This is a genomic window from Nonomuraea purpurea (assembly GCF_042650645.1).
GTDB lineage: Bacteria > Actinomycetota > Actinomycetes > Streptosporangiales > Streptosporangiaceae > Nonomuraea > Nonomuraea purpurea.
Window position 1 is genome coordinate 25,989 of sequence record NZ_JBHSBI010000053.1, and the last position, 24,759, is coordinate 50,747.

A 24,759-nucleotide genomic window follows, 5' to 3' on the forward strand; every position below is an offset into this window, starting at 1 on the left:
GGTTCACGAAGGTTTGCGGGCCACGATGATGTCGCGGACGATCGCCTGATCCACCCAGTGCTCGAAGTCGGGATAGTCCATCACGTCGAGCCCGGCGGCCACGAGGATCTTGGCCAGCTCCGAACTCTTGCCGCCGTAGGTGTTCCAGGCGATGCCCATCGCGCCCCCGGGCCGCAGCAGCTCGGCCCAGACGGGCACGGCCTGGCGCAGCAGCTCCAGAGGGCTGCGCGACAGACCGGCGCCGCCCTTGCTGCCGTGCTGGACGCCGTAGGGGGCGTCGGCGGCCAGGACGTCGAACGAGCGCGGCTTGAAGAACTCACGGCTCTTGAGCGTGTCGGCGTTGACCACGCTCAGATGCTGCACGTCGCCCGCCTTGACCGACTCTTTCGACAGCCCGAACGTGACGTTGAGCCGCCGCCCGACCAGCGCCCGCTCGCGGCGCACGGGAACGGTCTCGGCGGTGTGCTTGAGGCGCTTGTTGCGCAGCCAGGTCTTGATGAAGCCGGTGTAGGCCTCGAAATCCTTGCCGTCGACGTCGATGCCCGAGGCGTCGCAGCCGTACATGAGGGCCTGGTTGAGGGTCGTGCCGCGCCCGCACAGCGGGTCGAGCACCGCAAGGCGCCCGCCCAGGCCCTTGTCGCCGGCCAGAGCGGTGACGTTGAGCAGCAGCTTGGTGAAGTGCTCGTTGGTCTTGCCCGCGTACTTCTGGATGGTGATCAGGTCGCTGCTCAGCCGGTCGAGGGGCCGCATGGTCAGCGGCCTGAGCAGATCGCCCTCCAGGCCGAAGAGCGCGTAGACCGAGGAGAGGTTGGACAGCAGCGCGACGTCGGGCCCTGCGAGGGGCTCGGAGGTCTCGAACGTCACGTACGGCACGCCGCCGATCGTGGTCTCCTCGCTGGCCGGCACCCTGCCGGCGAGCGCCCTGTCGCTGAAGACGGCCAGCTCGCTCATGGTCAGCCGGATGGAGCTCTCGCCGTAGACCCGGTTGAAGGCGGGCAGGATCAGCAGCGCGTAACGAGGCATGATGGCCGATCCTATCTCCCCGGTTGGAGCGAACCGCCCGGCGCGTGGCAGGCTTGTCTCGGATTGATCGAGCCACGAGCGAATGGGGCCTAGCGTGCAGGGTTCGGGAAGGTCTGTCGTCACCATCGGCGTGTACGACGGGGTCCATCGCGGGCACCAGCGGGTCGTCGAGCGCGCCGTCGCCGTCGCGGGGGAGCGGGGCCTGCGGAGCGTGGCGGTCACGTTCGAGCCGCATCCTGACGAGGTGGTGCGGCCAGGGTCGCATCCGCAGCGGCTGACCAACCCCCGGCGCAGGGCCGAGTTGCTGAAGGGGCTGGGGATCGACGAGGTCGAGGTCGTGGAGTTCACGCTGGAGGTGTCGCGGACCAGCCCGGACGACTTCGCCCAGTCGCTGCTGGCCGAGCGGCTTCGGGCGGCGGTCGTCGTGGTGGGGGAGGAGTTCGTGTTCGGGTACGGGGGGAAGGGCAACGTCGAGACTTTGCGGACGCTGGGCGAAAAATGCGATTTCGCGGTGGAATCCATACCGACTCTTGACGCCGTCTCCGCCACGTCGATCCGCGAGCGCCTGGTGGCGGGCGACGTCGAGGGCGCGGCCAGCGAGCTCGGCCGCCCGCACCGCGTGGAGGGCGTGGTCGTACGCGGCTACCAGCGCGGCCGCCAACTCGGCTTCCCCACCGCCAACGTCGAAACGCCCCAATACACGGCCATCCCCGCCGATGGGGTGTACGCGGGCTGGCTGGAATGCGTCCCGGTGGCCAACATGCCCGCCCTCTACGAAGGCGAACGGTGGCCGGCGGCGATCTCGGTCGGCACCAACCCGACGTTCGAGGGGGTGCCGCGCACGGTGGAGGCGTACGCGCTGGACCGCGACGACCTTGAGCTTTATGGGGCGCATGTGGCGGTCGAGTTCGCGGCGCGCCTGCGGGGCAACACCCGATTCGAGTCGATCGACGCGCTGATCGCCCAGATCCACGCCGACGTGGCCGCCACCCGCCGCCTGACCACGTAACCGGTTGACGTTTCGCTCCGTAACGGTGGCGCGCCACTGACCGGTCAGCGGCCGTTTCCCTGGACAGAGGCCAGCCGGGGGCGGCGGGTGGGGGCCACGGCAGCGCGTACGGAAGGAAAAACCACCGCGCCCGGAGCATGATGGGCGGGCGTGGCAACGCGTAACGAACGAAGGTGATAGTCTTACACGTCGGCTTCAGGCGGCGCGTTGCGCTGCCCTTATGACGGCCTTCACCCGCGGCGACTGTAGGCACGCACGGTCGTTCGCACTTTCGTCTTATTCGTGCGTGTCCGTAGATCGAAGGAGAGCCGTGTCTCTCGACACCGCTGCCAAGAAGTCCATCATCAGCGAGTACGCGACGGCCGAGGGCGACACCGGTTCGCCCGAGGTGCAGATCGCGCTGCTCAGCAAGCGCATCAGCGAGCTCACCGAGCACCTGAAGACGCACAAGCACGACCACCACAGCCGTCGTGGCCTGCTTCTGCTCGTCGGTCGCCGGCGTCGCCTGCTGAAGTACCTGCAGAAGGTCGACATCCAGCGCTACCGCTCGCTCATCGAGCGGCTCGGCCTGCGCCGATAGCATGACAAGGGAGCGGCGCACGCGCCGCTCCCTTCTCATATGGGTTCCTGAAGTTGGGTTGGAGCCCATGGTCAGGCGCGATGAGCGCGGCGAGGTGAAACCGCCCGGCGCCTGACGTACAACTGAAGATCCGAGACACACAGCCCCCGCGTCCGCTGAGCACCATGCGACCCGCGACGCCTGCGGGCCGGTCCTCGGTAGTGGCTTCCGGTAGGAACGACAGTGATCCTCGACCGGGCGCTTCGATCGAAGACCGGCGCTGCACCTAACGAGGGTGCCGGTGAAAAGGGCGCGGGAGACCGACTACAAGGAGGTCCCCCGTGGAGGGTGTCCACACTGCTGAAGCCGTTATAGACAACGGCTCGTTCGGCACGCGCACAATCCGGTTCGAGACCGGTCGTCTGGCGCGCCAGGCGGCGGGTTCGGCCATCGCCTATCTCGACAACGACACGATGGTGCTCTCCGCGACCACCGCGTCCAAGTCTCCGAAGGAGAACTTCGACTTCTTCCCGCTGACGGTCGACGTCGAAGAGCGAATGTACGCCGCGGGCCGCATCCCCGGCTCGTTCTTCCGCCGTGAGGGCCGTCCTTCCGAGGACGCCATCCTCACCTGCCGGCTGATCGACCGGCCGCTGCGCCCGTCGTTCGTCAAGGGCCTGCGCAACGAGATCCAGGTTGTCGCCACCGTCATGGCGCTCAACCCCGACCACCTCTACGACGTGGTCGCCATCAACGCCGCGTCGCTGTCCACCCAGCTCGCCGGGCTGCCGTTCAGCGGCCCGATCGGCGGTGTGCGCGTCGCGCTGATCGAGGGCCAGTGGGTGGCCTTCCCGACGCACCACGAGCTGGAGCGGGCCACGTTCGACATGGTCGTGGCGGGGCGGGTGCTGGAGGACGGCGACGTCGCGATCATGATGGTCGAGGCCGAGTCCACCAAGGACACGCTCAAGCTGGTCGCCGAGGGCGCCGTCGCGCCCACCGAGGAGACGGTGGCGCAGGGCCTGGAGGCCGCCAAGCCCTTCATCAAGGTGCTGTGCGAGGCGCAGTCGCGCATCGCGCGGGTCGCGGCCAAGGAGACGGCCGAGTACCCGGTCTTCCTCGACTACCAGGAGGACGTCTACGCCGCGGTCGAGGCCGCGGTGAAGACCGAGCTGACCGCCGCGCTGACCATCCCCGGCAAGCAGGAGCGCGAGAACGAGCTGGACAAGGTCAAGGCGCTGGCCGCCGAGAAGCTCCTGCCCGAGTTCGAGGGGCGGGAGAAGGAGATCTCGGCCGCGTTCCGCTCGGTGATGAAGAAGCTCATGCGCGAGCGGGTCATCAACGAGGGCGTGCGCATCGACGGCCGCGGCACCAAGGACATCCGCGCCCTGTCGGCCGAGGTCCACGTGGTGCCCCGGGTGCACGGCTCGGCGCTGTTCGAGCGCGGCGAGACCCAGATCCTCGGCATCACCACGCTGAACATGCTGCGCATGGAGCAGGTCATCGACACGCTCAACCCTGAGCGGACCAAGCGCTACATGCACAACTACAACTTCCCGCCCTACTCCACCGGCGAGACCGGCCGCGTGGGCTCGCCCAAGCGGCGCGAGATCGGCCACGGCGCGCTGGCCGAGCGGGCGCTGATCCCGGTGCTGCCTTCGCGCGAGGAGTTCCCCTACGCCATCCGCCAGGTCTCCGAGGCGCTCGGCTCCAACGGCTCCACCTCGATGGGCTCGGTCTGCGCCTCGACGATGGCGCTGCTCGACGCCGGTGTGCCGCTCAGGGAGATGGTCGCGGGCATCGCGATGGGCCTGATCGGCGAGGGCGACGCCTACGTCACCCTGACCGACATCCTCGGCGCCGAGGACGCCATGGGCGACATGGACTTCAAGGTCGCCGGCACCAAGGACGTCATCACCGCGCTGCAGCTCGACACCAAGCTCGACGGCATCCCGGCGAGCGTGCTCGCGGGGGCGCTGAAGCAGGCCAAGGGCGCCCGTCTGGCGATCCTCGACGTGATGCAGGAGGCGATCGCCTCTCCGGCGGAGATGAACCCGACCGCGCCGCGCATCATCACCATCAAGGTCCCCGTCGACAAGATCGGCGAGGTCATCGGCCCCAAGGGCAAGATGATCAACCAGATCCAGGACGACACGGGCGCCGAGATCACCATCGAGGACGACGGCACGATCTACATCGGCGCCACCGACGGCCCGTCCGCCGAGGCCGCCAGGTCGGCGATCAACGGCATCGCCAACCCGCACATGCCGGAGGTCGGCGAGCGCTACCTGGGCACGGTCGTCAAGATCGCCGCCTTCGGCGCGTTCATCTCGCTCATGCCGGGCAAGGACGGCCTGCTGCACGTCTCGCAGATCCGCAAGCTGCACGGCGGCAAGCGCATCGAGAACGTCGAGGACGTGATGGGCGTCGGCGAGAAGATCCAGGTCGAGATCGCCGAGATCGACGGCCGGGGCAAGCTCTCCCTGGTGCCCGTCGAGGTCATCGAGAAGGAGGCCGCCGAGAAGGAGGCCAAGGCCGCCGAGGGCGGGGAGAGTGCTCCCGAGCCCGAGGCCGCCGCGCCCGCCGGCGAGGACAAGTCCGAGCGTCCTCGCCGCACCCGCACCCGCGTGCGCACCACCCGCAGCGGCGACGGGGACGACCGGAACTCGTGACCGACACCCCTTTCGGCACTCTGGTCACCCTGGAGGGGCTGTGAGTACAACGACGCTTCACCCTGGCAAGGACGGTGCCGGAGTGGTCCGCCGCACGGTCCTGCCGGGTGGGCTGCGCGTGGTGACCGAGACCATGCCGACCGTGCGCAGCGTCGCGGTCGGCATGTGGGTCGGCATCGGCTCGCGCGACGAGGCCCCCGAGCACATGGGGGCCACCCACTTCCTCGAACACCTGCTGTTCAAGGGCACCCCGACGCGTGACGCCATGCAGATCTCCGCCTCCATCGAGGGCATCGGCGGCGAGATCAACGCCTTCACCGCCAAGGAGTACACCTGCTACTACGCGCGGGTGCTCGACGACGATCTGCCGATCGCGGTCGACGTGCTCTCCGACGTGGTGACCAGCTCGCTGGTGACCGAGCAGGACGTCGAGTCGGAGCGGGGCGTGATCCTTGAGGAGATCGCCATGCACGACGACGACCCCTCCGACGTGGTGCACGAGCAGTTCGCCGCCGCGCTGTACGGTGACTCGGCGATCGGCCGGCCGATCCTGGGCACGGTCGACTCGATCAACGCCCTGGGCCGCGAGCGGATCGCCGAGTACTACGAGCGCTACTACCGTCCCCGGCGCACGGTCGTGTCGGTGGCGGGCAACGTGCGGCACGAAGAGGTCGTCGAGCTGGTGACGAGGGCGTACGAGCGGGCGGGCGCGCTGGGCGGGCCCGCCGAGTTCTCCGCGCCGCGCACCACGGGCCCGGGCGCGCAGACGCGCTCGGGCGTCAGGGTGCTCGACCGGCCGACCGAGCAGGCCAACCTGGTGCTCGGCACGCTCGGCCTGTCCCGCACCGACGATCGCAGGTTCGCGCTCGGCGTGCTGAACGCGGCGCTGGGCGGCGGCATGTCCTCCCGGCTCTTCCAGGAGATCAGGGAGAAACGCGGCCTGGCCTACTCCGCCTACAGCTACACCTCGGCCTACGCCGACACCGGGCAGTTCGGGATCTACGTGGGCTGCCTGCCGTCGAAGATCGACGACGTGCTCAAGATCTGCCGGGACGAGGTGTCCAGGGTGGTGACCGAAGGGCTGAGCGCCGACGAGATCATGCGGGGCAAGGGGCAGATGCGCGGCGGGCTCGTGCTCGGCCTGGAGGACACCGGTTCGCGGATGTCCCGCATCGGCAAGAACGAGCTGGTCTACGACGAGCTGATGTCGGTGGACGAGGTGCTGTCGCGCATCGAGTCCGTCACCCCCGACGAGATCGCCGAGGTGGCCGCCGACGTGCTGCACCGGCCGCTCACGCTCGCGGTGATCGGCCCGTACGGCGACAAGGACTTCACCGACGCCATCCGATAGGGTCTGCCTGTGATCAGGGTAGGTGTGCTCGGGGCCCGCGGGCGTGTGGGCGTCGAGGTGTGCAAGGCGGTCGAGGCGGCCACCGACATGGAGTTGGTGGCCGCGCTCGACAAGGACGACCCCGTCGAGGGGCTGCAGGGCGCCGAGGTGGTGGTCGACTTCACCCACCCCGACGTGGTCATGGACAACCTCGAATGGGCGATCGGCCACGGCATCCATCCGGTGGTGGGCACGACCGGGTTCGACGAGGGGCGGCTGGAGACCGTACGCGGCTGGCTGGCGGCATCTCCCGGCGCCAACTGCCTGATCGCCCCCAACTTCGGCATCGCCGCGGTGCTGATGATGCACTTCGCGCAGCAGGCGGCCCGCTACTTCGAGTCCGCCGAGATCGTCGAGCTGCACCACCCGGGCAAGGCCGACGCGCCGTCCGGAACGGCCCGTCGCACGGCTGAGATGGTGGCTGAGGCGCGCGTGAAGGCGGGCCTGGCCCAGATGCCCGACGCCACCAGCACGGCCCTTGCGGGGGCTCGTGGGGCCGACGTGGGGGGCGTCCGCGTGCACGCGGTGCGGCTGTCGGGGCTGATCGCGCACCAGGAGGTGCTGCTCGGCGGCGACGGCGAGATCCTCACGATCCGGCACGACACGATGAGCCGGGCGTCGTTCACACCCGGGGTGTTGCTGGGGGTGCGCCGGGTGCGCGAGCTTCCCGGCCTCACGGTCGGCCTGGAGCCCCTCCTCGACCTTTAGGGAGCACGACGTTGCCCACGACCCGCTCTGGTGAGCCGTGGGCACGTCGTGAGGAGAGGGTCCCCGGCTCCGCACAGCCGGGCCTACGATCTTCAACCCTAATACGAGCCGCGAGATCCACCGGAAACGTGAGATCGTGTCGCCATGGTGCGATGGGCGGAGGCGGACGACCTCTCCGGGCTGGTCTCGATCGAGCTGGCCGCAGATCGGCTGTTCGAGCAGGTGGGCATCGTTTTCCCACCGGGCACCACCATGATCGAAGAGGTGGACGACCCGGGGTCGGTCCTGGTCGAGGGGGCGCCTCCCGCCGGGTTCGCGCTGGTCGGCCGGGTTGACGGCAACCTGCATCTCGAACAGCTCGCCGTCCACCCCGCGAGCATGCGCCAGGGCATCGGCGGGCGGCTGATGACGGCGGTGATCGACCACGCGCGGGCCTCGGGCGCGCCCGCCGTGACGCTGACGACCTATCGGGATGTGCCGTGGAACGCGCCGTGGTACGAGCGCCACGGCTTCTCCGTCATGCCCGAGCCCGAATGGGGGCCTGAGCTGCGCGCGCTGGTGGAGCGTGAACGCGAGCTCGGCATCGAGATCGCCCCGCGCGTGGTGATGCGCCGCGAGCCCTGATTCCTGCGCCGGCCAGCAGCGCGTCCACGTCCAGGAATTCGGGGAAACCACGAGTGAGCAGTCAGGGCTTCCCCACCCGGCCTCACGCCGTGGGGACCACCTTCGGGAGGCGGCGGCTCCTCGCCTCGACGTCCGTGGGCACGGTCGGGGTGGCTTCCCAGGGTGGAGGTGTTCAGGAGACGTATGCGTTGATTTCGGCGAGGTAGGCGTCCTTGCGATGGCGGGGCAGCCAAGTGATCTCGAAGGCGTTCCGTTCGAGCTGGGCGAGCTCCTGCCGGGTGAGCTGGAGCGCGTTCTGAAGGGCTTCGAGGTTCTCCTGCACGTAGGCCGCGAAGTAGGCGGGATCGTCGGAGTTGACCGTCACGCGGACGCCCAGGTCCATGAGCTTGCGGATGCCCTCGGCCTTCATCGAGTCGGTGACGTGGCCGTTGGAGATGGGGCAGCACGTCAGCCCGATGCCGCGCGCCAGGACCGTCTCCACCAGCCGCTGGTCCTCCAGGATGTTGACGCCGTGGTCGATGCGGTCGACGCCGATGTCCTCGATGGCCTGGCGGATGTGCTCGACGGCGTTGTCCTGGTCCACGTCGCAGTGCATGGTCAGGAGGTAGCCCTCCTGGCGGGCGCGTTCGTAGACGGCCGCGAACTTGGCAGGTGGGTTGCCCTTCTCGTCGGAGTCCAGCCCGACGCCGGCGATCCACTCCCTGTAGGGCAGCGACTCCAGCAGCGTCGCCATCGCGTACTCGGCCTGGAAGTCGCGCAGGAAGCACATGATGAGCTGGGCCCGCACCCCGAGCCTGGCCTCGGCGTCCATGAGCGCCCTGCGCAGCCCGCGGATCACCACGTCGAACGGCACACCGCGTGAGGTGTGCGCCTGCGGGTCGAAGAAGATCTCGGCGTAGCGGACGTTCTGCTCGGCGGCCCTGCGCAGGTAGCCCATGGCCAGGTCGTAGAAGTCGGGCTCGGTGCGCAGCACCTGCATGCCCTCGTAATAGATCTTGAGGAAGGACGGCAGGTCGTCGAAGGCGTAGGCGGCCCGCATCTCCTCGGCGGAGGCGTACGGCAGCTCCAGACCGTTACGCCTGGCCAGCTCGAACTTGAGCTCCGGCTCCAAAGTGCCCTCGATGTGCAGGTGGAGCTCGCACTTGGGCAGCCCGGCGATGAAATCCTTCACCATCCCACCCTAAAAGATGATCGACAGACCCACCGCGAACAACAATCCGTACGCCATCTGCAGCTTGCCCGTCTGCTGCAGCACCGCGATCAGCGCCGGGCCCACCGCCTTGCCCAGCACGATCTTGATGGGGGAGACCGCCAGCGGCGCGGCGAGCAGCACGAGCGCGGCCCACGGCGTGATGGGGACCATCGCCAGCGCCACCACGAACGGGATCACCTGGCAGGCCACATAGAGCGCACGGGTGCGCTCGGCCCCCAGCACGACCGCCAGCGTTCGCTTGCCCGCCTGGCCGTCGGTGCCCACGTCACGCAGATTGTTCACGACCAGCATCGAACAGGACAACAAGCCCACCGGGATGGAGGCGAAGAACGCCGCCCAGCTCAGGTGCTCGGTCTGCACGTACGCGGTGCCGACCACGGGCACGATCCCGAAGAACACGAACACGGCCGGCTCGCCCAGCCCTCGGTAGCCGTACGGGCGCTTGCCGCCGGTGTAGAACCAGGCCGCCGCGATCGCCGCGGCACCCACCAGCAGCACCCACCACGCCCGCGTGACGATCACCAGGACGAGCCCCAGCACCGCCGCGAGCGCGAAACAGCCCAATGCCGCGAACAGCACCTGCCGGGGCGCCGCCGCCTGCGAGCCCACCAGCCGCATCGGGCCGACCCGCTGGTCGTCGGTGCCGCGGATGCCGTCGCTGTAGTCGTTGGCGTAGTTGACGCCGATCTGCAGCGAAAGCGCCACGAGCAGCGCCAGGATCGCACGCCACCACACGAAGCCGCCCTCGCCGATCGCCACGCCCGTGCCGACCATGACGGGGACGATGGCGTTGGGCAGCGTGCGCGGGCGCGCGCCGGCGATCCACTGGCCGGGAGTTGCCATATTTGCCGAGACCTCTTGTCCGCTGCGCGTAGCTGCCTAGCTGATGTCCGTCGTGAGCCTGACCATCCTGATCGGGCGGCCCATGTCGAGAACGCGTTCTGCCATGTCCTCGCCCCAGCCCGCCGACTCAAGGAACCCGAGCACCGCGTAGTTGTCGGCGAACACCCAGGTCACGATCTGCCGGAAACCGTCTTCACGCAGGTAGTCGACCGTCGCGTTGAGCAGGCGGCTGCCGTGGCCCCGCCGGACGAAATCGGGGTCGACCAGCAGCGTCAGCATCTCGGCCACCACGCTGGGATCAAGGTCGGGATCCTCGGCGGGGGCATGGGAGGCCAGCCCGACCACGCGCTCGCCGCCGCGGGGGGTGACGAGGGCGGCGCTGCCGCCCGCGCCGAGGGCCGGGAACCCCTCGGTGTCGAGGATGGTCTCCACCGCCACCAGCACCCGGTGCATGGGGGTGGGCGGGGCGACGATCGCCTCATCCCACTGGCGCAGCCACATCTTCTCGGCCGCCGCGCCTGTCATCTGCTCGAGTGGGCCTTCGGGGAGGAAGTCCCGATAGCCGTAGCGCCAGGCGCGGATCTGAGTGTTCGCAACCTGGAGCACATCCTCGCGCCGGGCCGCCCGGACGCCTACGTCTGCCATCTCGGCCCGCTCCTTCGCCTGCCGTCCATGCCACAAGGCACGAGTTACACCGTATCGGTGTTTGACCCTTGGAGACGACGCGAACCCCTCTTCCTGGCCCCGTCTCGGCGCGGTTGCCACATACCTACATGGAACACCACGAGCGGGAACGGTCCTCGACGAGTCGGTGAACACCTCCGGTCATTATGATCATGCACGCCGAGTGGTCTTCGACACGATCGGACACGCGCGGCGCGCTATGTCGCCATGTGGGCCAGCGCCCCGGCCAGTCTGCGTACCCCTTCGCGCAGCTCAGACAGGTGAGCGGCGGCGATGTGGGTGAGGCGGACATGCGGCCCCGGCGGCTCCGACGGGTAGTACATCCTGCCGGGGCTCACCAGCGCCCCGTTGACCCTGGCGGCCTCGACCAGCGCGTTCTCATCGACCTCCGGGGGCAGCCCTACCCACAGGTGCATCCCGCCGATGGGCAGCAGCCGCAGCTCGGCCTCCGGCATGTGGGCGGCGAGCGCGGCGGCCAGCGCGTCACGCCGCGTCCTGATCTCGCTCTGCACGGCCGTCAGATGCCGCCCCCAGGCCGGCGACCCGACGAACTCCAGCGCCGTCTCCTGCAACGGCCGCGCCACGAAGAACGACTCCACCAGCTGACTGGCCCGCAACCGGTGCGCGGCCGGCCCCCTGGCCACGACGGCCGCCACCCGCAGGCTCGGCGACAGGATCTTCGTCAGCGAGCCGACGTGGACCACGCTCCCATGGTCGTCCATGGACGCCAGGGACGGCGGCGCGTGTTCGGTCAGGTAGCGGGCGTAGTCGTCCTCGATCACGAACGCCCCCGCCGCCCTGGCCACCTCGAGCACCTGCAGGCGGCGTTCGAGCGGCAGGGTGGCGCCCGTCGGGTTCTGCAGGGTGGGCTGGCAGTAGAAGACCCGCGCGCCGGTGACGGCGAACGCCTCGGCCAGCAGGTCGGGCCGCACACCCTCCCTGTCCACCGGTACGGCCGTCGCCCGCAGCCCGGCAGCCTTCGCCGAGGCCATCGCCCCCGGGTACGTGGGCGTCTCCATCAGCACCGGCGTCCCGGGGGCGGCCAGAGCCCTGAACGCGTGCGTCAGCGCCGCCTGCCCGCCGCTCACGATCAACGCGTCAGCCGCCGTCACCTCGCCCCCGGCCTGCCTCGCGAACCACCTGCGCAGCTCCAGCAGCCCCGTCAGGGGCGGCATGGCCCACGCGTCCGGCCTCCGCACCGCCCTGGCCGCCGCTGCCGCCAACTGCTTGTCGGGCCGCAACCCCGGATGCAGGTACCCGCCGGTCAGCGGCACCACCCCTTCGGGCGCCCCGCCCAGCAACGCCGCCGTCGGCCCCTCGTCCACGACCCGATCGCCGAGCGCGACCGTCTGCCAGGACAGGTCGGGGGCCTCACGCGCCCCGCTGACCCGCTGCGCCACGAAAGCCCCGCTGCCCGGCCTGGTGACCACCCTGCCCTCGGCGGTGAGCTGCGCGATGGCGCGGGAGACGGTGACGGGGCTGACGTTGTGCCTGCGCATGATCTCCCGGCTGGACGGGAGCCTGGCACCCGGGCCGAGGCGGGCGGCCTCTTCACGCAGTATCGTGGCGATTTGATCGATACTGCTATCATTGTTCATGAAAGAATAGGATAGCGCTACTCCATCCGACCGAGTAGCGATCCCTCCTCCCACCCACCACCCCCGCCAGAAGCACCCCTGCTCGGGCCCGTCTCTGCCGCCCGACCCGCCCGCATCCCGCCCATCTGCGCCCGGCCCATCTGCGCCCGGCTCGTCCGCACCCCACCCGCACGCGCCTGACACGTCCGCACCCCAAGCCACCCCCGCCCCCACCCCCGAACAGAACCCCCGCAACACGCCCATCCGCCAAGGGACAGCCCTGGCATTTCTGGGCGTTCTTGCGTTCTCCGGCTCCTTCCCGGCCACCGTCTACGCCATGCAAGGCATGAATCCCTGGCTGGTGGCGACAGGCCGCGCCGCCTTGGCCGGTGCGATAGCCCTGACCTGCCTGAAAGCGACCAACCACCCCCTCCTCCCCCCAAGACCCCTCTGGCCCTCCTACGCCCTGATCTCCCTGGGCGTGGTCTTCGGCTTCCCGATCTTCAGCGGCCTGGCTCTGGCCCTAGGCGTCAGCACCTCCCACGCGGCCGTGGTCATAGCCCTCCTCCCAGCCGCCACGGCAGCCTGCGCCGTCCTGAGAGCCGCCGAACGCCCCCGCCCTCTGTTCTGGGCAGCCTGCGTGGTAGGAGCGACAGCCGTAACCGCCTTCACCCTCACCCAACACGACCAGTCCCAGGCAGCGGCGACCTGGCCAGACCTCCTCCTGGTGGCCGCGCTCCTCTCGGCGGCCATCGGCTACACGGAAGGCGGCCGTCTGTCCAGGCGAACCCCAGGGTGGCAGGTGATCTCCCACACCCTCGTCCTCTCCCTCCCCGTAACCGTCCCCATCACCGCGATCCTGGCCCTGACCACCCCGATGACCCCGACCCCCCAAGCCGCGATCGGCTTCGCGTACGTGGCCGTGATCTCGATGTTCGTGGGCTTCATCCCCTGGTACGCGGGCTTGGCCAGAGGCGGCATCGCCAGAGCGGGCCAGACCCAGCTCACCCAGCCCCTCCTGACCCTCCTATGGGCCTGGCTGTTCATGGGCGAACGATTCGGCCTCGCCACGGTGGCCGCCGCGCTGGCCGTCCTCGTCTGTGTGGCCGTCACCCAGCGTGCCCGTACTTGAAAGCCGTGACGCCGCCACGCAGGATGGGAGAGGAGGTGTCACAACCATGGCGGACCTCACGATCCCGGAAGGCGGCTTCTGGCCGGCGCCAGAGGTCCCGCAGCCCAATATCTATCCCATGGAATGGCGGGTGGAGACCGAGAAGCTCGCCGCCATCTACGAGAAGTCCAAGCGCATGGTCTGGAACCCGGCCGACCTGCCCTGGGACGGCCTCAGCCCGGACGACTTCACCAGGGAGCAGCGCCTGGGAATCATGTACTGGTTCGCGGTCCTGGCGAACTTCGACGCCTCAGGACCGGCGGTGTTCGCCCGAGCCACCATCCAGGCATTCGAAAAGCACGAGGAGGACCCGGTCCGCAAGTGCTTCTTCTCGATCACCCGTGACGAGATGAACCACGAGGAATGCTGCCAGCGCACCATCGCCAAGCTCTGGCCGGGCGGCCCCCTCAACTGGACCCCATCGGACGACCTCGAGTCCGCTGCCCACAACAACATCGGCTGGCTCTACCACAACGGCGGCCGCTACTGGAACGGCTACAGCTCGGCCGTGGGCAGATATTCGCTGCCGGTCCTGTTCACCAGTTTCATGATGGGCGAGATGGCCGCCTCGACGCTGTTCAGGGGCATGGCGTCAGGCACCCAGCACCCGGTCTTCAGCGAAATGTTCCACCGCATCGGCCGGGACGAGTCCCGCCATCTCCAAATCTGCATGACCATCCTGGAGAACGAATGGCCGGGCCTCACCGACGAAACCCGCACGCTCATCACCCGCCAGCTCAGAGCGGGCTTCGTCTTCCTCAGCATGATCCTCTGGGAGCCTCCTGAAGGTTTCTGGGAACTCCCGCCCTACTTCCTGCCCAACCACCGCGTCCTCATGGACCACGCCAGGCAGGCGGGCCTGGGCGTCCTGTCGTACGAGGAACAGGCGGAGAACTGGCGCGTGGCCATGGCCAGAATCCGCGCGATAGTAGAACGCTGGGGCATAGCCTTCCCCGCCATTCCAGAGCTGGATCTTAAAGGTGTGGACGTCGACTTCATCGACCCGGAGGACATAATCCCGGTCTTCTGATTCGAGCTCCCGCGCAGCGGCCTGCTCCTCCGGAACAAGCCACGCGCCACCGCCCAGAGCCCTTCCGCGTGGGCGCTCCCTGTAAGCGGCGCGGCACCACCGCACCCGCCTGGTACCGCGCCGCCGCCCAGAGTCCTTCCGCATGGGCGCTCCCGGCAAGCGGTGTAGCACCCGCTCCCGCGGCAAACCCTCCGGTCGGCGTCGAGTTGGCCCGCGTCTCGTCGGTCTGCAGGCCTTCGGCTTGTTCCGATCAGAGAGCTGCGGTCGAACCCTTCGGCCACTCGCGAACCTGTCGGCGACGTTCTGCCCCGCCACAGGCGTCAACGTGAGCCGACATCAGCTCGGACCCCTCAGGGCCGTAACCACCCCAAACGCAACCATTCGAGGCGGCCATAAGGGGCGACAGTGACGAGGAGTAACGTTTCACGTAGATCCTTGAGAAGGCCATTGCTCCCGGGGTGAGACGTAACTCCCCCGATGAGGAATGGTGTAGATCCACTCCTGCTGCCGAAGAAACGCGATGGCCCGTCGCACGGTCTCCCGCGCCGCCCCGAACTCCTGAACCAACGCGACCTCGCTTGGAATCGGCCGGCTCGGAACCAGCTCTCCGGCCTGGATGCGCTGCCTGATTTCGTTGGCTATGGCCTGATAGAGCGGAGGTTGGTGGCCAGAAGGGCAGGTTTCATCGGGGGAGCTGACGAATGTCCCTTTTCCCTGGCGGGTGTGGATAAGTCCTTGGTTGCGCAGTACGCGAATTGCTCGCCGTGCGGTCGTACGCGCTACGCGGAACTCCCGTTGGATCCCCGCTTCGCTGATGACGGGATCCCCTGGGGAGAGGCTCTCGATAATGCGCGACCTGATGACCTCACTGATCTGAAGATATAGGTGGGTATCACCCTCGCGATCCAGCACCCTTCAAGGGTATACAAGGGATCTGTCAAACGGAGGCGATTAAGAACCCCTATTCGTGGGCCACTTTTCGGGCTCGTTCACATATGTGCCCCTATAGGGGACGGTGAAGACCCATCCTTGTTCCCGAAGGTGCGCCACGGCCTGGCGTGCCGTCACCTTTGCGACCCCGTACTGCCGCATCATGACTTTCTCGCCGGAAATGGCCCTGTTGGGTGGGATCTCGCCGCGCTGGATGCTCTCAGCGACTTCTTCGGCGATCTTCTGATAGAGGGGCAGTTTCCTGGGTGAGCGCGGAGTGCCGGGCTGGCCGACGAACGTGCCTTCGCCTTGGACGGTGTACGCCAGCCCTTGTTCGCGCAGCTCACGGGCCACCCGCCGGGCCGTGGTGCGCGCTATCTCGTAGTCCCTCTCGAGGGCGGCCTCGCTCGGGACCGGATCGCCCGCTTTGAGTTCCCCGCGTTCGATCTGATCGCGGACCAGCTCTGCGACCTGCTTGTAAATGGGCACGGGTCCTTCACGATCCAGCACGCTCGGATTATAGACGAAACCGTACATGCGTGCTCAAAGCAGACGCTCAATAAGATCTATGGAGACGTTTGCTAGACCAGGAGATACGACGGAGCTATAGTGATGGCATGAAGTGGGAGGAGGGCGACTACCACGGTCGACACATGCCAATGGTCAGCAAGGAGCCGGAGGGTATGAAATGGACGCCGGGGGTCTTCCGGGGCGAAAAGGTGCGGGTACGCGATCACACATGTGAGTGCAGTTCGGTGGTTTATGAACTTTGCCTGGCGGGCGGCATCATGTTCATTCGTCGGACCCGTAAAGGCGACGACGAGGACATAGTTCACGAGTTCACCGCTCGGACCAACTCCGAAGTGTTCGCCGCCTGGCTCGAGATGGTGGACCCAGAAGAGAACAAGGAGAAAGGTCAGGCAAGCCGGCTCAAATAGAAGAAATCAATTCTGGCGTCCATTAATCGCAGACTATGACTAGACGTATACCCAGCGCATCATAGGTCAAGGGTAGCCCCAGTGCCCAGACGACCACGACGGGCCGTGAATCGGCCCGTCCGTCGCCCGCTGCCGGCTTTTCGTTCATTCTGGCAGCCCGCGACGTGCCCAAGCTGATCCGGGGGCCGTACCCCTCCGCGACCTACTGCGGCCCTCGGATCTTCAATTTGAAGAACCCCCGGCTCTCTCGCTGCCATCGTCGGAGCCGGGTCGCACGGCTTTGCTGATCGAGGGATATCAGGTGCTCACAGAGCTGTGTTTCGCGGGTATGTGAGTCAGGACCACATCCCGTTCAGTCGAACAGGCATTTGGGCCGGTGTCTGTCCGTTTTCCCCGACAGGTGTCATCCCGATGCGCCGAGCCTGCCGGGCTTTTTCGCCCTCGCAAGCCGTTTCTCCGCGCCAGGCTTGCGAGGGCACCCGCATACAAGCCGTTTTCCTCGCGCAGTTTGGGAATTGCGGCTTGTCCGGTTTTTTTGACGGTCATCGCGTAGACCCTTCGTAGCAACGATTCAGGTTCGAAGGCGACTCGCGATGACCGCAGGACTAGTGTGACGCCTGCGAACCTGCGAGCGCAACCCATGGAGAACAATGGTCTGACTTTTATCGGTGGCCGAGTTCGCGGATCATACCAAGCCGATTATGTCGGGCACCAACAGATTGGCATTATCATCGTCTAATCGCAGATTAAGCCGACAACATAGATGATCAACCCAAATTCGGACGAATTCCTGCGCCACTCACGCCAAGCCGCCACCCCCAAGCCCCTTGCCACCCACCCCACGCCACCGCCCCGATACCTCCCCGCCCAAGCCTCCCCGTCCCGACCCCCGTTGCCCCTGGCACCATCGCCAGAACAACAAACCGCGGCTTGGGAACACGCAATCACCACGTACCTCTCCCTCCCAGGGCGGTTCCGGAGCCGGGAACGTGCGAGAGGCCGACCGCGGATCCGTTGTGGGCTTCCACGCGCAGGAGGAAGATGTCAACGACGGAGGCGCTGGGTCCCTCAAGAGGCCGCGCCTATGAAGGAACGGCCACGTACAGGCAGCAGAGCGTGGAACTCCCGCCGGCACCCTTCCGTTGCAGGAGAAGTACAGACCGGCGGACTTCGTGGACGTGTTGAAGCCATGTCGTAGGGCGAACTACACGGAGATCGCTCCTGACGTCCAACCTCACCGCCGCACACACCGCGATCTTCAAGCTCGCCGAAGACCCAGTGGCCCCATCCGTACCAAGAAGTTGAAGGCGTGGACCCATCAGACCAGACGGTCTCGGCCGCGGAGGAGAAGCCGGCCGCACACGGGAACTGACTCCCCAACGCCATCGGCGCGGAGGGTGACAGGTGCCGGTCGATTGATCCACTCATCGAATGGGGAGAAACGTATGACAGGGGTCCAATTCGCGCACTGGCTAAAGAAATGCGCGAATTGGCCCCCTGTCCCAGCGCGTGAATCCGGCTTCTTTTCACACGCCGTGCGCCGTACCAGATCCCAGGCAAGCAGACTGCCAGGGAGACCAAGAGGCGATCCGGCCTGGGATTGGTACAGAGCATGGCATGGTACGTGCCCTCTGGGATACACGAGACGCACGCCATGGCGAGGAGGTCGATTGACGTCCACAACGACCTTCCCGCGCCATTAGATTCTCATGGCCGTCCCTTGGAAAGCTGCAGTTCGGCGCTATAGGCGGGATAATGCCGTTTGCTGGCTGGTGGGCTCATGATCCGTAGTGTGGGTGGTTTATATGGGGATCCGCCTCCAGGCCGCGTCTGTGATGATCAGATGGTCGAGGAGTCGCAGGCCGACCGTCTCGGCCGCTTCCGCGAGTTGGATCGTGGCCTCCACGTCGTCCGGGCTCGGTTCGAGGCACCCGCTCGGATGATTGTGCGCGAGACCGAACACGGCTCCGCCCGTGGTGAGCACCTGCGTGATCACCTCGCGGATCGGCATCGCCGTGTGATCGGTCGCGCCTTCAGACAGCACCGCACGCTTCATCACCCTGCCACCGGCGTCGCACACCACCAGGACGAGCCGCTCCAGCGTGCGGTTACGCAGCAGGGGAGCGCAATGGTGGGCCAGGTCGGAGGAGCTGGTGATCCGCTCGCGTTCGGGCGGAGTCTCCGCCCGACGTACGAGGTGGAAGGCGGCGGCGACCCTCGCAGCCTTGGCGGGGCCGACGCCGGGCACGGCGAGTAACCGATGCGGGTCGGACTGCCCGAGCCCGTTGAGATCGCCGCAGTGGGCGATCACCTGGGCGGCCAGTTCCAGGGCACTTGAGCCGCGGAAACCCGAGCCGAGCAGCACGGCCAGTAGCTCCCAGTCGGCCAGCGCGCCGGCACCGGTGGACATGAGTCGTTCGCGTGGTCGATCACGCGCGGACAGGTCTTTGACTCGCATCGGCAACCTCCGCAACCGTTGTATCAAAGCGCACCGACAATCTCTGGCCTGCGTGTTCAGGGCTGACGATGTTCCTCAGCGGCCCCTTTTGGGTCGGTGTATTGGCTTCGGTGAGGACAGGGGCAGGGGGCGTTCCGCCTACGTGGCGATCCTGTGTCTCGTTTGAGGCTGATGACCCGAAAGCTCTACAGCGAAGGAGTACGGATTCAAGCCTCCAGTTGGACGCTGGACAGTCCGGGCGCCGTCAGGCGGGGCGGGAACGCCAGCTCGCGCAGGAACGCCGGCAGCCCCCGCCGTCCTCGCCCGAGGCGACGTCCATGTCGAGGACCTCGCGTCGGCCGTCGGCGCCGCTCCGGCGACCAGTCTCGATAGGAGGGCCGGTGCGTAGCTGCGGGATCGCGCGCCTGATGGTGCCTGCGCGGGTGCCCCCACTCGCGGTTGCCCTTGCCGTCGCTGAAGGTGGTGTCCCGTCGAGTGGTGGATCGACGATCCAGCGGTAGGCGGCCCAACAGGTCGGGTGCGGTCAGGCGAGTGAGAAATCACGGGGTTCGCCGGGGAGGGCCTCTCACCGCTCAACGGGACATCATCCCGGGCCTGCCCCGCTCGCATGCTTGGGCGGTCGGGCGCCAACTCGTGTGCCGGATGGGCTGCGCGATCGGTGGCCTCGTGGTTGGTTGCGTGTGGGCCGGTGCGGCTGTCGTGCTGGTCGTGCTTGGGGTGGGCCTCGGGCGGTGGGGCAGGTTGGTCAGGTCGGAGGCTCCGGGCAAGTGCGGGCAGAATGCCCGGAACCTTCCGCCCTAAGGTGGGCATTCTCGATGCGATTCCGACTTATACCGGCATGCTGTAGGTGATCCGGAAACGATCGCCGGGAATGACGATGTCGCTGGTCTCAACGGGACGGTCACCAGCCCAGTGCGTGCGTTCGACATGCAGCACATGAACGCCCGCCGCCAGATCGAGCGCATCGCTCTCCCCAGGCTTCGGCACGCGGGTGTGCACACTCTCGACGATCTCCGTGATCTTTATGCCGTGTGCATACATCCTCGCGACCAGACTCCGCCGCTCCTCCTCCGTATGGGGTGTGAACTCCATCGGCTCATAAGAGGTGGCGATCTGGAGCGGTCTGCCGTCGCCACGGAAGACATAACGCGTCCGCGTGAGCGCGGCCGACTCTTTGAGGCGCAACCGTCTGGCGATCTCAGGGCCCGCTTCGGCTGGTTCGCTGTGCCAGTCCCACGTCACGCGTCTGCCCTGCGACTGCAGGTCGGCCGCGAACGGGGCCGGATGATCCAAAAAGCGCCATCGGTAGAGGGTCGTAAGATCGGGGCGTTCCCTGACGTAATGACCCGAGCCCACTCGGCCGATGATGAGACCTTCGCCCGCGAGCACGCGTAGCGCGTGACGTGCGGCGGTCTCGCCGACCTGGTACTTACGGGTTAGCTGCGCCCGAGATGGGATGGGCGCGCCGGGGGGAAGGGTGCCGTCGGTGATCTGCCGCCGAATGTCTTCGACGACACGCAGGTAGACCGGATCTGAGGTGGCCACTAGTCCATCCCTGGGGGTTCGTGTGAGGCGTTGCCCCATGTTGCCGTATTCGGCAGGTAACCGACCGTCATCGACGACTGTTGGAGCCCCAACTTTGCGGTAGCGGAAAATTATCGAAGAAACCCTGTAACGCCGATGTAAGGGGTGCCGATTCTCCGGTAGAGGTCGTCGATGTGTGTACCCCCGAGCACATATCGGCGGCCTCTACCAATGCTCGCTCCTGGCTCCGTGAGGGCTGATGCCCGGCGGAGTGCCTGGTCGGTCGCCGGTCTGAGCGACGACGGCGGCTCGCTTCGACTGCGGGGTGAGTTTCCAGGTGCAGGACTGAGCCCGGGTGCCCGGTTCGCCAAGGCCGCCCATGTCTGCGTGCACCAGGCGGGCGAGCTTCCGCGCCGGGGCAAGCCGCTTCCGCGTTTGCCGGAGCCGGATCAGCTTCCTTGCCCAGTCAGGTCAGGCCGACTCGGTGTCCGGTGGGGTGGCCTTCGCGCTCGTGGGGGCCGGATCGGCTTCCTTGCCCAGTCAGGTCGGGTTGGCGCGGTGTCCGGTGGGGTGGCCTTCGCGCTCGTGAGGGCCGGATCGATGTCTCTGGCCAGGCGGGTCGGGTCGGCTTTCGTGTCCGGTGGGGTGGTACCTCCGCTTTTGCCGGAGCCGGACCGAATATCCTGGTCAGCCCAAGGTGGGGTCGGCTTCGGTGCCTGCCCAAGGCGAGTCGGCTTCCCCACGAAGCCAAGAGGGCCACCGTTCGACGTGCACGTGTCTGAACGGAGGCGGTGGAGAAGGTGGCGTCCCGTCGAGGGGTGTAGTTTCGTGCCGGGTTGGTGTCATCCGGTGTGGCAGCCGACCTGCCATTGGGATCGTTGATCCACCATTCGGCGGGGCACCATCACCCGTACCGCGTCCAACGGTCTGGTGGCGCTCAAGCGGGACGGCGACTCGTCCGGCGCGCTGCTCGAGCTCAACTGCGAGACCGACTTCGATCAACGCGGTGGTCACCCCCTGGACTCGCCCTTGGCCACGACCGTGCTGTTCGACTTGTCCGTGTTCCCGTACACGCGGGAGCAGCCCCACCATCTGGCCCAGGAGGTCACGGCACGTCGCTCGAACGGCAAGGTAGATCATCAGGTGGCAGATTGAATTGCTGCGGCAAGGGCTTCATGATCGCGTCCTGGGCAGGAGGCCGGCGCGTGGGTCTCTGGTGATCGGTATGTTCGTGCGGGCGGGGTTCCGGATTCGAGCGCTTGATCCGTACGGGTGCGTCGGCTGACTGCGTCAGCGGCTGTTGATCAATGTGGGACAGGGGGTCCTGAATGTCACCGAACCGGGGCAATAGGCAGCCCTGGGCAGGCGAAGCGGGGTGGCGAGGTCCAATGGATTTCTGAATCCAGGTAGCGTTCGCACTATGGCATCGCCAACTGGAACCACCGACGCACCCTTCGGCCGCATGCTGACCGCGATGGTCACGCCGTTCACCTCCGACGGCGAGGTCGATTATGCGGCTGTGCGAGCTCTTGCCGCCTATCTGGTGGACGAGCAGCGGAACGACGGCTTGATCGTCAATGGGACGACCGGCGAGTCGCCCACCACGACTGACGAGGAAAAGCAGCGTATTGTCGGTGCGGTCCTCGAAGCGGTGGGCGATCGCGCGACCGTGGTGGCCGGGGCCGGTACCAACGACACACGTCACAGCGTCGAGCTCGCGAAGCAGGCGGCGCAGGTGGGGGCGCACGGTCTGCTTGTGGTGACGCCCTATTACAACAAGCCTCCGCAAGAGGGGCTGTATCGCCACTTCACCGCCGTCGCCGACGCGACCGGCCTGCCCGTGATGCTCTACGACATCCCGGGGCGTAGTGGTGTGCCGATCAACACCGAGACGCTGATCCGGCTGGCGCAGCATGAGCGTATCGTGGCTGTGAAGGATGCCAAGGGCGATCTGTACGCCGCCAGCCAGGTCATGACCGCGACCGATCTCGCCTTCTACTCCGGCGACGACCTGCTCAACCTGGCCTGGCTCTCGCTTGGAGCGGCCGGGTTCGTCAGCGTTGTGGGTCATGTCGTGGGTGCCGAACTGGCTCGCATGATCCAGTTCCACAAGAGCGGCGACGTCTCCCAGGCCCTGGCGGTGCACAGTCAGGTGGCCCCCGTCGTCGACGGGATCATGCTGCGCGCAGGTGGCGCGATCATGGCAAAAGCGGCACTGAGCATGGTTGGCGTGCCGGCGGGGCCGGTACGGCTGCCGCTGGTGGACGCGACAGAGAAGCAAATCGCCGAGCTGCGTGCTTGCCTGGTAGCCGGCGGGGTGAAGTTGACAGACGCATAGGAACGGGGAGGAACTGGGAGTTTTGAGAACACGATCTGACCGTGGGGGCCAGGTATGAGCCACCCGCATCCTGAGCTTGGCCCGCCGCCGGTGCTGCCTGAGGGCGGCTTGCGCATCGTCGCGCTCGGCGGATTGGGGGAGATCGGCAGGAACATGGCCGTCTTCGAGTACGACGGGCGCCTGCTGATCGTCGACTGCGGGGTGCTGTTCCCCGAGCCCGACCAGCCGGGTGTCGACCTGATCCTGCCCGACTTCGAATACATCAGGGACCGGCTCGACGACATCGAGGCCGTGGTCCTGACGCACGCCCACGAGGACCACATCGGGGCCGTGCCCTATCTGCTGCGCGAGCGGCGCAATATCCCGCTCATCGGATCCAAGCTCACGCTTGCCCTGATCGAGGCCAAGCTCACCGAGCACAGGATCCAGCCGACCAAACGCGAGGTCGTCGAGGGCGAACGGCACGCGTTCGGGCCCTTCGAATGCGAGTTCCTCGCGGTCAACCACTCGATCCCCGACGCCCTGGCTGTGGCCATCAGGACGCCCGCAGGCATCGTTCTGCACACCGGCGACTTCCGAATGGACCAGCTGCCCAGCGACGGCCGCCTCACCGACCTCGGCGGATTCGCCCGGCTCGGCAGCGAGGGCGTCGATCTGCTGATGTCCGACTCGACCAACGCCGAGGTGCCGGGGTTCGTCACCAGCGAACGCGAGATCGGTCCGGTCATCGACGAGGTGATCCGCACCTCCGAGCAGCGGGTCATCGTGGCCAGCTTCGCCTCGCACGTCCACCGAATCCAGCAGGTCATGGACGCCGCATCCAAGCACGGCCGGAAGGTGGCCCTGGTGGGGCGCTCGATGGTGCGAAACATGGGGGTGGCTCGCGATCTGGGCTACCTCAAGGTGCCCCCGGATTTGATCGTCGACTCGCGCGACATCGAGGAGTGGCCGCCGCAGGACGTGGTGCTGATCTGCACCGGGTCCCAGGGCGAGCCCATGGCCGCGCTGTCCAGGATGGCCAACCGCGATCACCCGATCCGCATCGCCGACGGCGACACCGTCCTGCTGGCCTCGTCGTTGGTGCCCGGGAACGAGACCGCGGTCAACAAGGTCATCAACGGCCTGACTCGCTGGGGAGCCCGCGTCGTGCACAAGGGCAACGCCAAGGTGCACGTCTCCGGCCACGCGGCCGCGGGCGAACTCCTCTACGTCCTGAATCTGACGCGCCCCTCGAACTTCATGCCCGTCCACGGCGAGTGGCGGCACCTGCGTGCGCACGCCAAGCTGGCCGCCCTCACCGGCGTGCCGAAAGACCACATCGTGATCGCCGAGGACGGCGTCGTGGTGGACCTGGTCGACGGCCGAGCGGAGATCGTCGGTGCGGTTCACGCCGGGTACGTGTACGTCGACGGCTCGTCGGTGGGCGAGATCACCGACACCTCGTTGAAGGACCGCAGGATCCTCGGCGACGAGGGGTTCATCTCCGTGGTCGTCGTGGTCGACTCCACCACGGGTAAGCTCACCGCCGGCCCCGAGATCCACGCGCGTGGGTCGGGTATCGATCCGCAGCAGTTCGACGAGTTCATCCCACAGATCGAACGGGCCCTCCAGGAGAAGGCCGCGGACGGCGTGGTGGACATGCAGGAGATCCGTCGGGTGGTGCGGCGGACGGTGGGGCGTTGGGTGAGTGACACCTATCGCCGACGCCCCATGATCATTCCTGTGGTGCTCGAGGTCTGAGCCCTCTGGCGATGACGGTACGGCAGGCGCTGCCGCCTGCCGTACCCGCGCGGAAGGTTGAAGCTGTGGTCGGCCACCGGGCTTGTTCGTTGGTCAGGCACGGGTGGGGCGACTTGCCCTTCTTCGGCCGATGGGCCGATTCGCTCATCATCCGTCGGTTTGGTGATTGGTCCGCCGTGTGGTGCAGTGATTCGTTTATCAGAAGCTCTCGTGGATACCCCGGCGTTCACTCCGGGGAGGAAACGGGAACGGGAAGGCACTCAAGGGCCTGAGCGTGCCCTGACGTTCACCGTTCAATGATGCTCTCCTGACGTGTGGTGTAGCCGTA

Annotated in this window: 21 protein-coding genes; 12 read left to right on the plus strand and 9 right to left on the minus strand. The window is 67.3% G+C overall.

Going from position 1 to position 24,759, the window contains the following annotated elements:
* Nucleotides 1-3: 3 nt before the first annotated feature.
* Nucleotides 4-1,023, minus strand: a complete 1,020-nt coding sequence (locus ACFOY2_RS52800) for a TRM11 family SAM-dependent methyltransferase (protein WP_379535771.1) — start codon at nucleotides 1,021-1,023, stop codon at nucleotides 4-6.
* 82 nt (nucleotides 1,024-1,105) lie between these two features.
* On the opposite strand from ACFOY2_RS52800, the gene ACFOY2_RS52805 reads away from it, so the two are divergent.
* The 6 genes from ACFOY2_RS52805 to ACFOY2_RS52830 all read left to right on the plus strand — a co-directional run bounded on the left by ACFOY2_RS52805 (nucleotide 1,106) and on the right by ACFOY2_RS52830 (nucleotide 7,985).
* Nucleotides 1,106-2,032 carry a bifunctional riboflavin kinase/FAD synthetase gene (locus tag ACFOY2_RS52805; protein ID WP_379535772.1) on the plus strand — a complete coding sequence of 309 codons (927 nt, stop codon included), beginning with the start codon at nucleotides 1,106-1,108 and terminating at the stop codon, nucleotides 2,030-2,032.
* A gap of 310 nt (nucleotides 2,033-2,342) precedes the next feature.
* Nucleotides 2,343-2,612 (plus strand): 30S ribosomal protein S15, encoded by a 270-nt coding sequence (gene rpsO, locus ACFOY2_RS52810; RefSeq protein ID WP_132592555.1) that lies wholly within the window; start codon nucleotides 2,343-2,345, stop codon nucleotides 2,610-2,612.
* A gap of 320 nt (nucleotides 2,613-2,932) precedes the next feature.
* Nucleotides 2,933-5,263: a polyribonucleotide nucleotidyltransferase gene (locus ACFOY2_RS52815; RefSeq protein WP_379535773.1), complete on the plus strand. Its 2,331-nt coding sequence runs from the start codon at nucleotides 2,933-2,935 to the stop codon at nucleotides 5,261-5,263.
* Between the two features lie 40 nt (nucleotides 5,264-5,303).
* Nucleotides 5,304-6,614, plus strand: coding sequence for a M16 family metallopeptidase (locus ACFOY2_RS52820; RefSeq protein ID WP_379535774.1), 1,311 nt, complete (start codon nucleotides 5,304-5,306; stop codon nucleotides 6,612-6,614).
* Between the two features lie 9 nt (nucleotides 6,615-6,623).
* Entirely contained in the window at nucleotides 6,624-7,361 is a 738-nt protein-coding gene (gene dapB, locus ACFOY2_RS52825; RefSeq protein ID WP_379535775.1) for a 4-hydroxy-tetrahydrodipicolinate reductase, read from the plus strand.
* A 144-nt stretch (nucleotides 7,362-7,505) separates the two neighbouring features.
* Entirely contained in the window at nucleotides 7,506-7,985 is a 480-nt protein-coding gene (locus ACFOY2_RS52830; protein WP_379535776.1) for a GNAT family N-acetyltransferase, read from the plus strand.
* 172 nt (nucleotides 7,986-8,157) lie between these two features.
* Here the strand turns inward: ACFOY2_RS52830 and ACFOY2_RS52835 are convergent, their stop codons facing one another.
* From ACFOY2_RS52835 to ACFOY2_RS52850, 4 genes are all read right to left on the minus strand, one after another.
* On the minus strand, nucleotides 8,158-9,156 hold the full coding sequence (locus ACFOY2_RS52835; protein WP_379535788.1) for an adenosine deaminase: 999 nt from the start codon (nucleotides 9,154-9,156) through the stop codon (nucleotides 8,158-8,160).
* 9 nt (nucleotides 9,157-9,165) lie between these two features.
* Nucleotides 9,166-10,041 carry a 1,4-dihydroxy-2-naphthoate polyprenyltransferase gene (locus ACFOY2_RS52840; RefSeq protein ID WP_379535777.1) on the minus strand — a complete coding sequence of 292 codons (876 nt, stop codon included), beginning with the start codon at nucleotides 10,039-10,041 and terminating at the stop codon, nucleotides 9,166-9,168.
* Between the two features lie 36 nt (nucleotides 10,042-10,077).
* Nucleotides 10,078-10,686, minus strand: coding sequence for a GNAT family N-acetyltransferase (locus ACFOY2_RS52845; protein WP_357810921.1), 609 nt, complete (start codon nucleotides 10,684-10,686; stop codon nucleotides 10,078-10,080).
* Nucleotides 10,687-10,922: 236 nt separating this feature from the next.
* Complete coding sequence (locus ACFOY2_RS52850; protein ID WP_379535778.1) at nucleotides 10,923-12,323, minus strand: aminotransferase-like domain-containing protein; 1,401 nt, start codon at nucleotides 12,321-12,323, stop codon at nucleotides 10,923-10,925.
* 259 nt (nucleotides 12,324-12,582) lie between these two features.
* Between ACFOY2_RS52850 and ACFOY2_RS52855 the strand changes: the two genes are divergently transcribed.
* Nucleotides 12,583-13,434 (plus strand): DMT family transporter, encoded by an 852-nt coding sequence (locus tag ACFOY2_RS52855; RefSeq protein ID WP_379535789.1) that lies wholly within the window; start codon nucleotides 12,583-12,585, stop codon nucleotides 13,432-13,434.
* A 46-nt stretch (nucleotides 13,435-13,480) separates the two neighbouring features.
* Nucleotides 13,481-14,503, plus strand: a complete 1,023-nt coding sequence (locus ACFOY2_RS52860) for a hypothetical protein (RefSeq protein WP_379535779.1) — start codon at nucleotides 13,481-13,483, stop codon at nucleotides 14,501-14,503.
* A gap of 423 nt (nucleotides 14,504-14,926) precedes the next feature.
* On the opposite strand, the gene ACFOY2_RS52865 is transcribed toward ACFOY2_RS52860, so the two are convergent.
* Nucleotides 14,927-15,415 (minus strand): GntR family transcriptional regulator, encoded by a 489-nt coding sequence (locus ACFOY2_RS52865; RefSeq protein WP_379535780.1) that lies wholly within the window; start codon nucleotides 15,413-15,415, stop codon nucleotides 14,927-14,929.
* A 39-nt stretch (nucleotides 15,416-15,454) separates the two neighbouring features.
* Nucleotides 15,455-15,970 (minus strand): GntR family transcriptional regulator, encoded by a 516-nt coding sequence (locus ACFOY2_RS52870; RefSeq protein ID WP_379535781.1) that lies wholly within the window; start codon nucleotides 15,968-15,970, stop codon nucleotides 15,455-15,457.
* An 80-nt stretch (nucleotides 15,971-16,050) separates the two neighbouring features.
* Between ACFOY2_RS52870 and ACFOY2_RS52875 the strand changes: the two genes are divergently transcribed.
* A complete protein-coding gene (locus ACFOY2_RS52875; RefSeq protein WP_379535782.1) occupies nucleotides 16,051-16,371 on the plus strand; it encodes a hypothetical protein in 321 nt (106 codons plus the stop codon).
* A gap of 1,801 nt (nucleotides 16,372-18,172) precedes the next feature.
* Here the strand turns inward: ACFOY2_RS52875 and ACFOY2_RS52880 are convergent.
* On the minus strand, nucleotides 18,173-18,829 hold the full coding sequence (locus tag ACFOY2_RS52880) for a JAB domain-containing protein (protein ID WP_379535783.1): 657 nt from the start codon (nucleotides 18,827-18,829) through the stop codon (nucleotides 18,173-18,175).
* 828 nt (nucleotides 18,830-19,657) lie between these two features.
* Nucleotides 19,658-20,374, minus strand: coding sequence for a GntR family transcriptional regulator (locus ACFOY2_RS52885; protein WP_379535784.1), 717 nt, complete (start codon nucleotides 20,372-20,374; stop codon nucleotides 19,658-19,660).
* 909 nt (nucleotides 20,375-21,283) lie between these two features.
* On the opposite strand from ACFOY2_RS52885, the gene ACFOY2_RS52890 reads away from it, so the two are divergent.
* The 3 genes from ACFOY2_RS52890 to ACFOY2_RS52900 all read left to right on the plus strand — a co-directional run bounded on the left by ACFOY2_RS52890 (nucleotide 21,284) and on the right by ACFOY2_RS52900 (nucleotide 24,431).
* Nucleotides 21,284-21,508: a hypothetical protein gene (locus ACFOY2_RS52890; RefSeq protein ID WP_379535785.1), complete on the plus strand. Its 225-nt coding sequence runs from the start codon at nucleotides 21,284-21,286 to the stop codon at nucleotides 21,506-21,508.
* Between the two features lie 265 nt (nucleotides 21,509-21,773).
* Nucleotides 21,774-22,691, plus strand: a complete 918-nt coding sequence (gene dapA / locus ACFOY2_RS52895; protein WP_379535786.1) for a 4-hydroxy-tetrahydrodipicolinate synthase — start codon at nucleotides 21,774-21,776, stop codon at nucleotides 22,689-22,691.
* 54 nt (nucleotides 22,692-22,745) lie between these two features.
* Nucleotides 22,746-24,431 (plus strand): ribonuclease J, encoded by a 1,686-nt coding sequence (locus tag ACFOY2_RS52900; protein WP_379535787.1) that lies wholly within the window; start codon nucleotides 22,746-22,748, stop codon nucleotides 24,429-24,431.
* The last annotated feature ends 328 nt before the right edge of the window (nucleotides 24,432-24,759 follow it).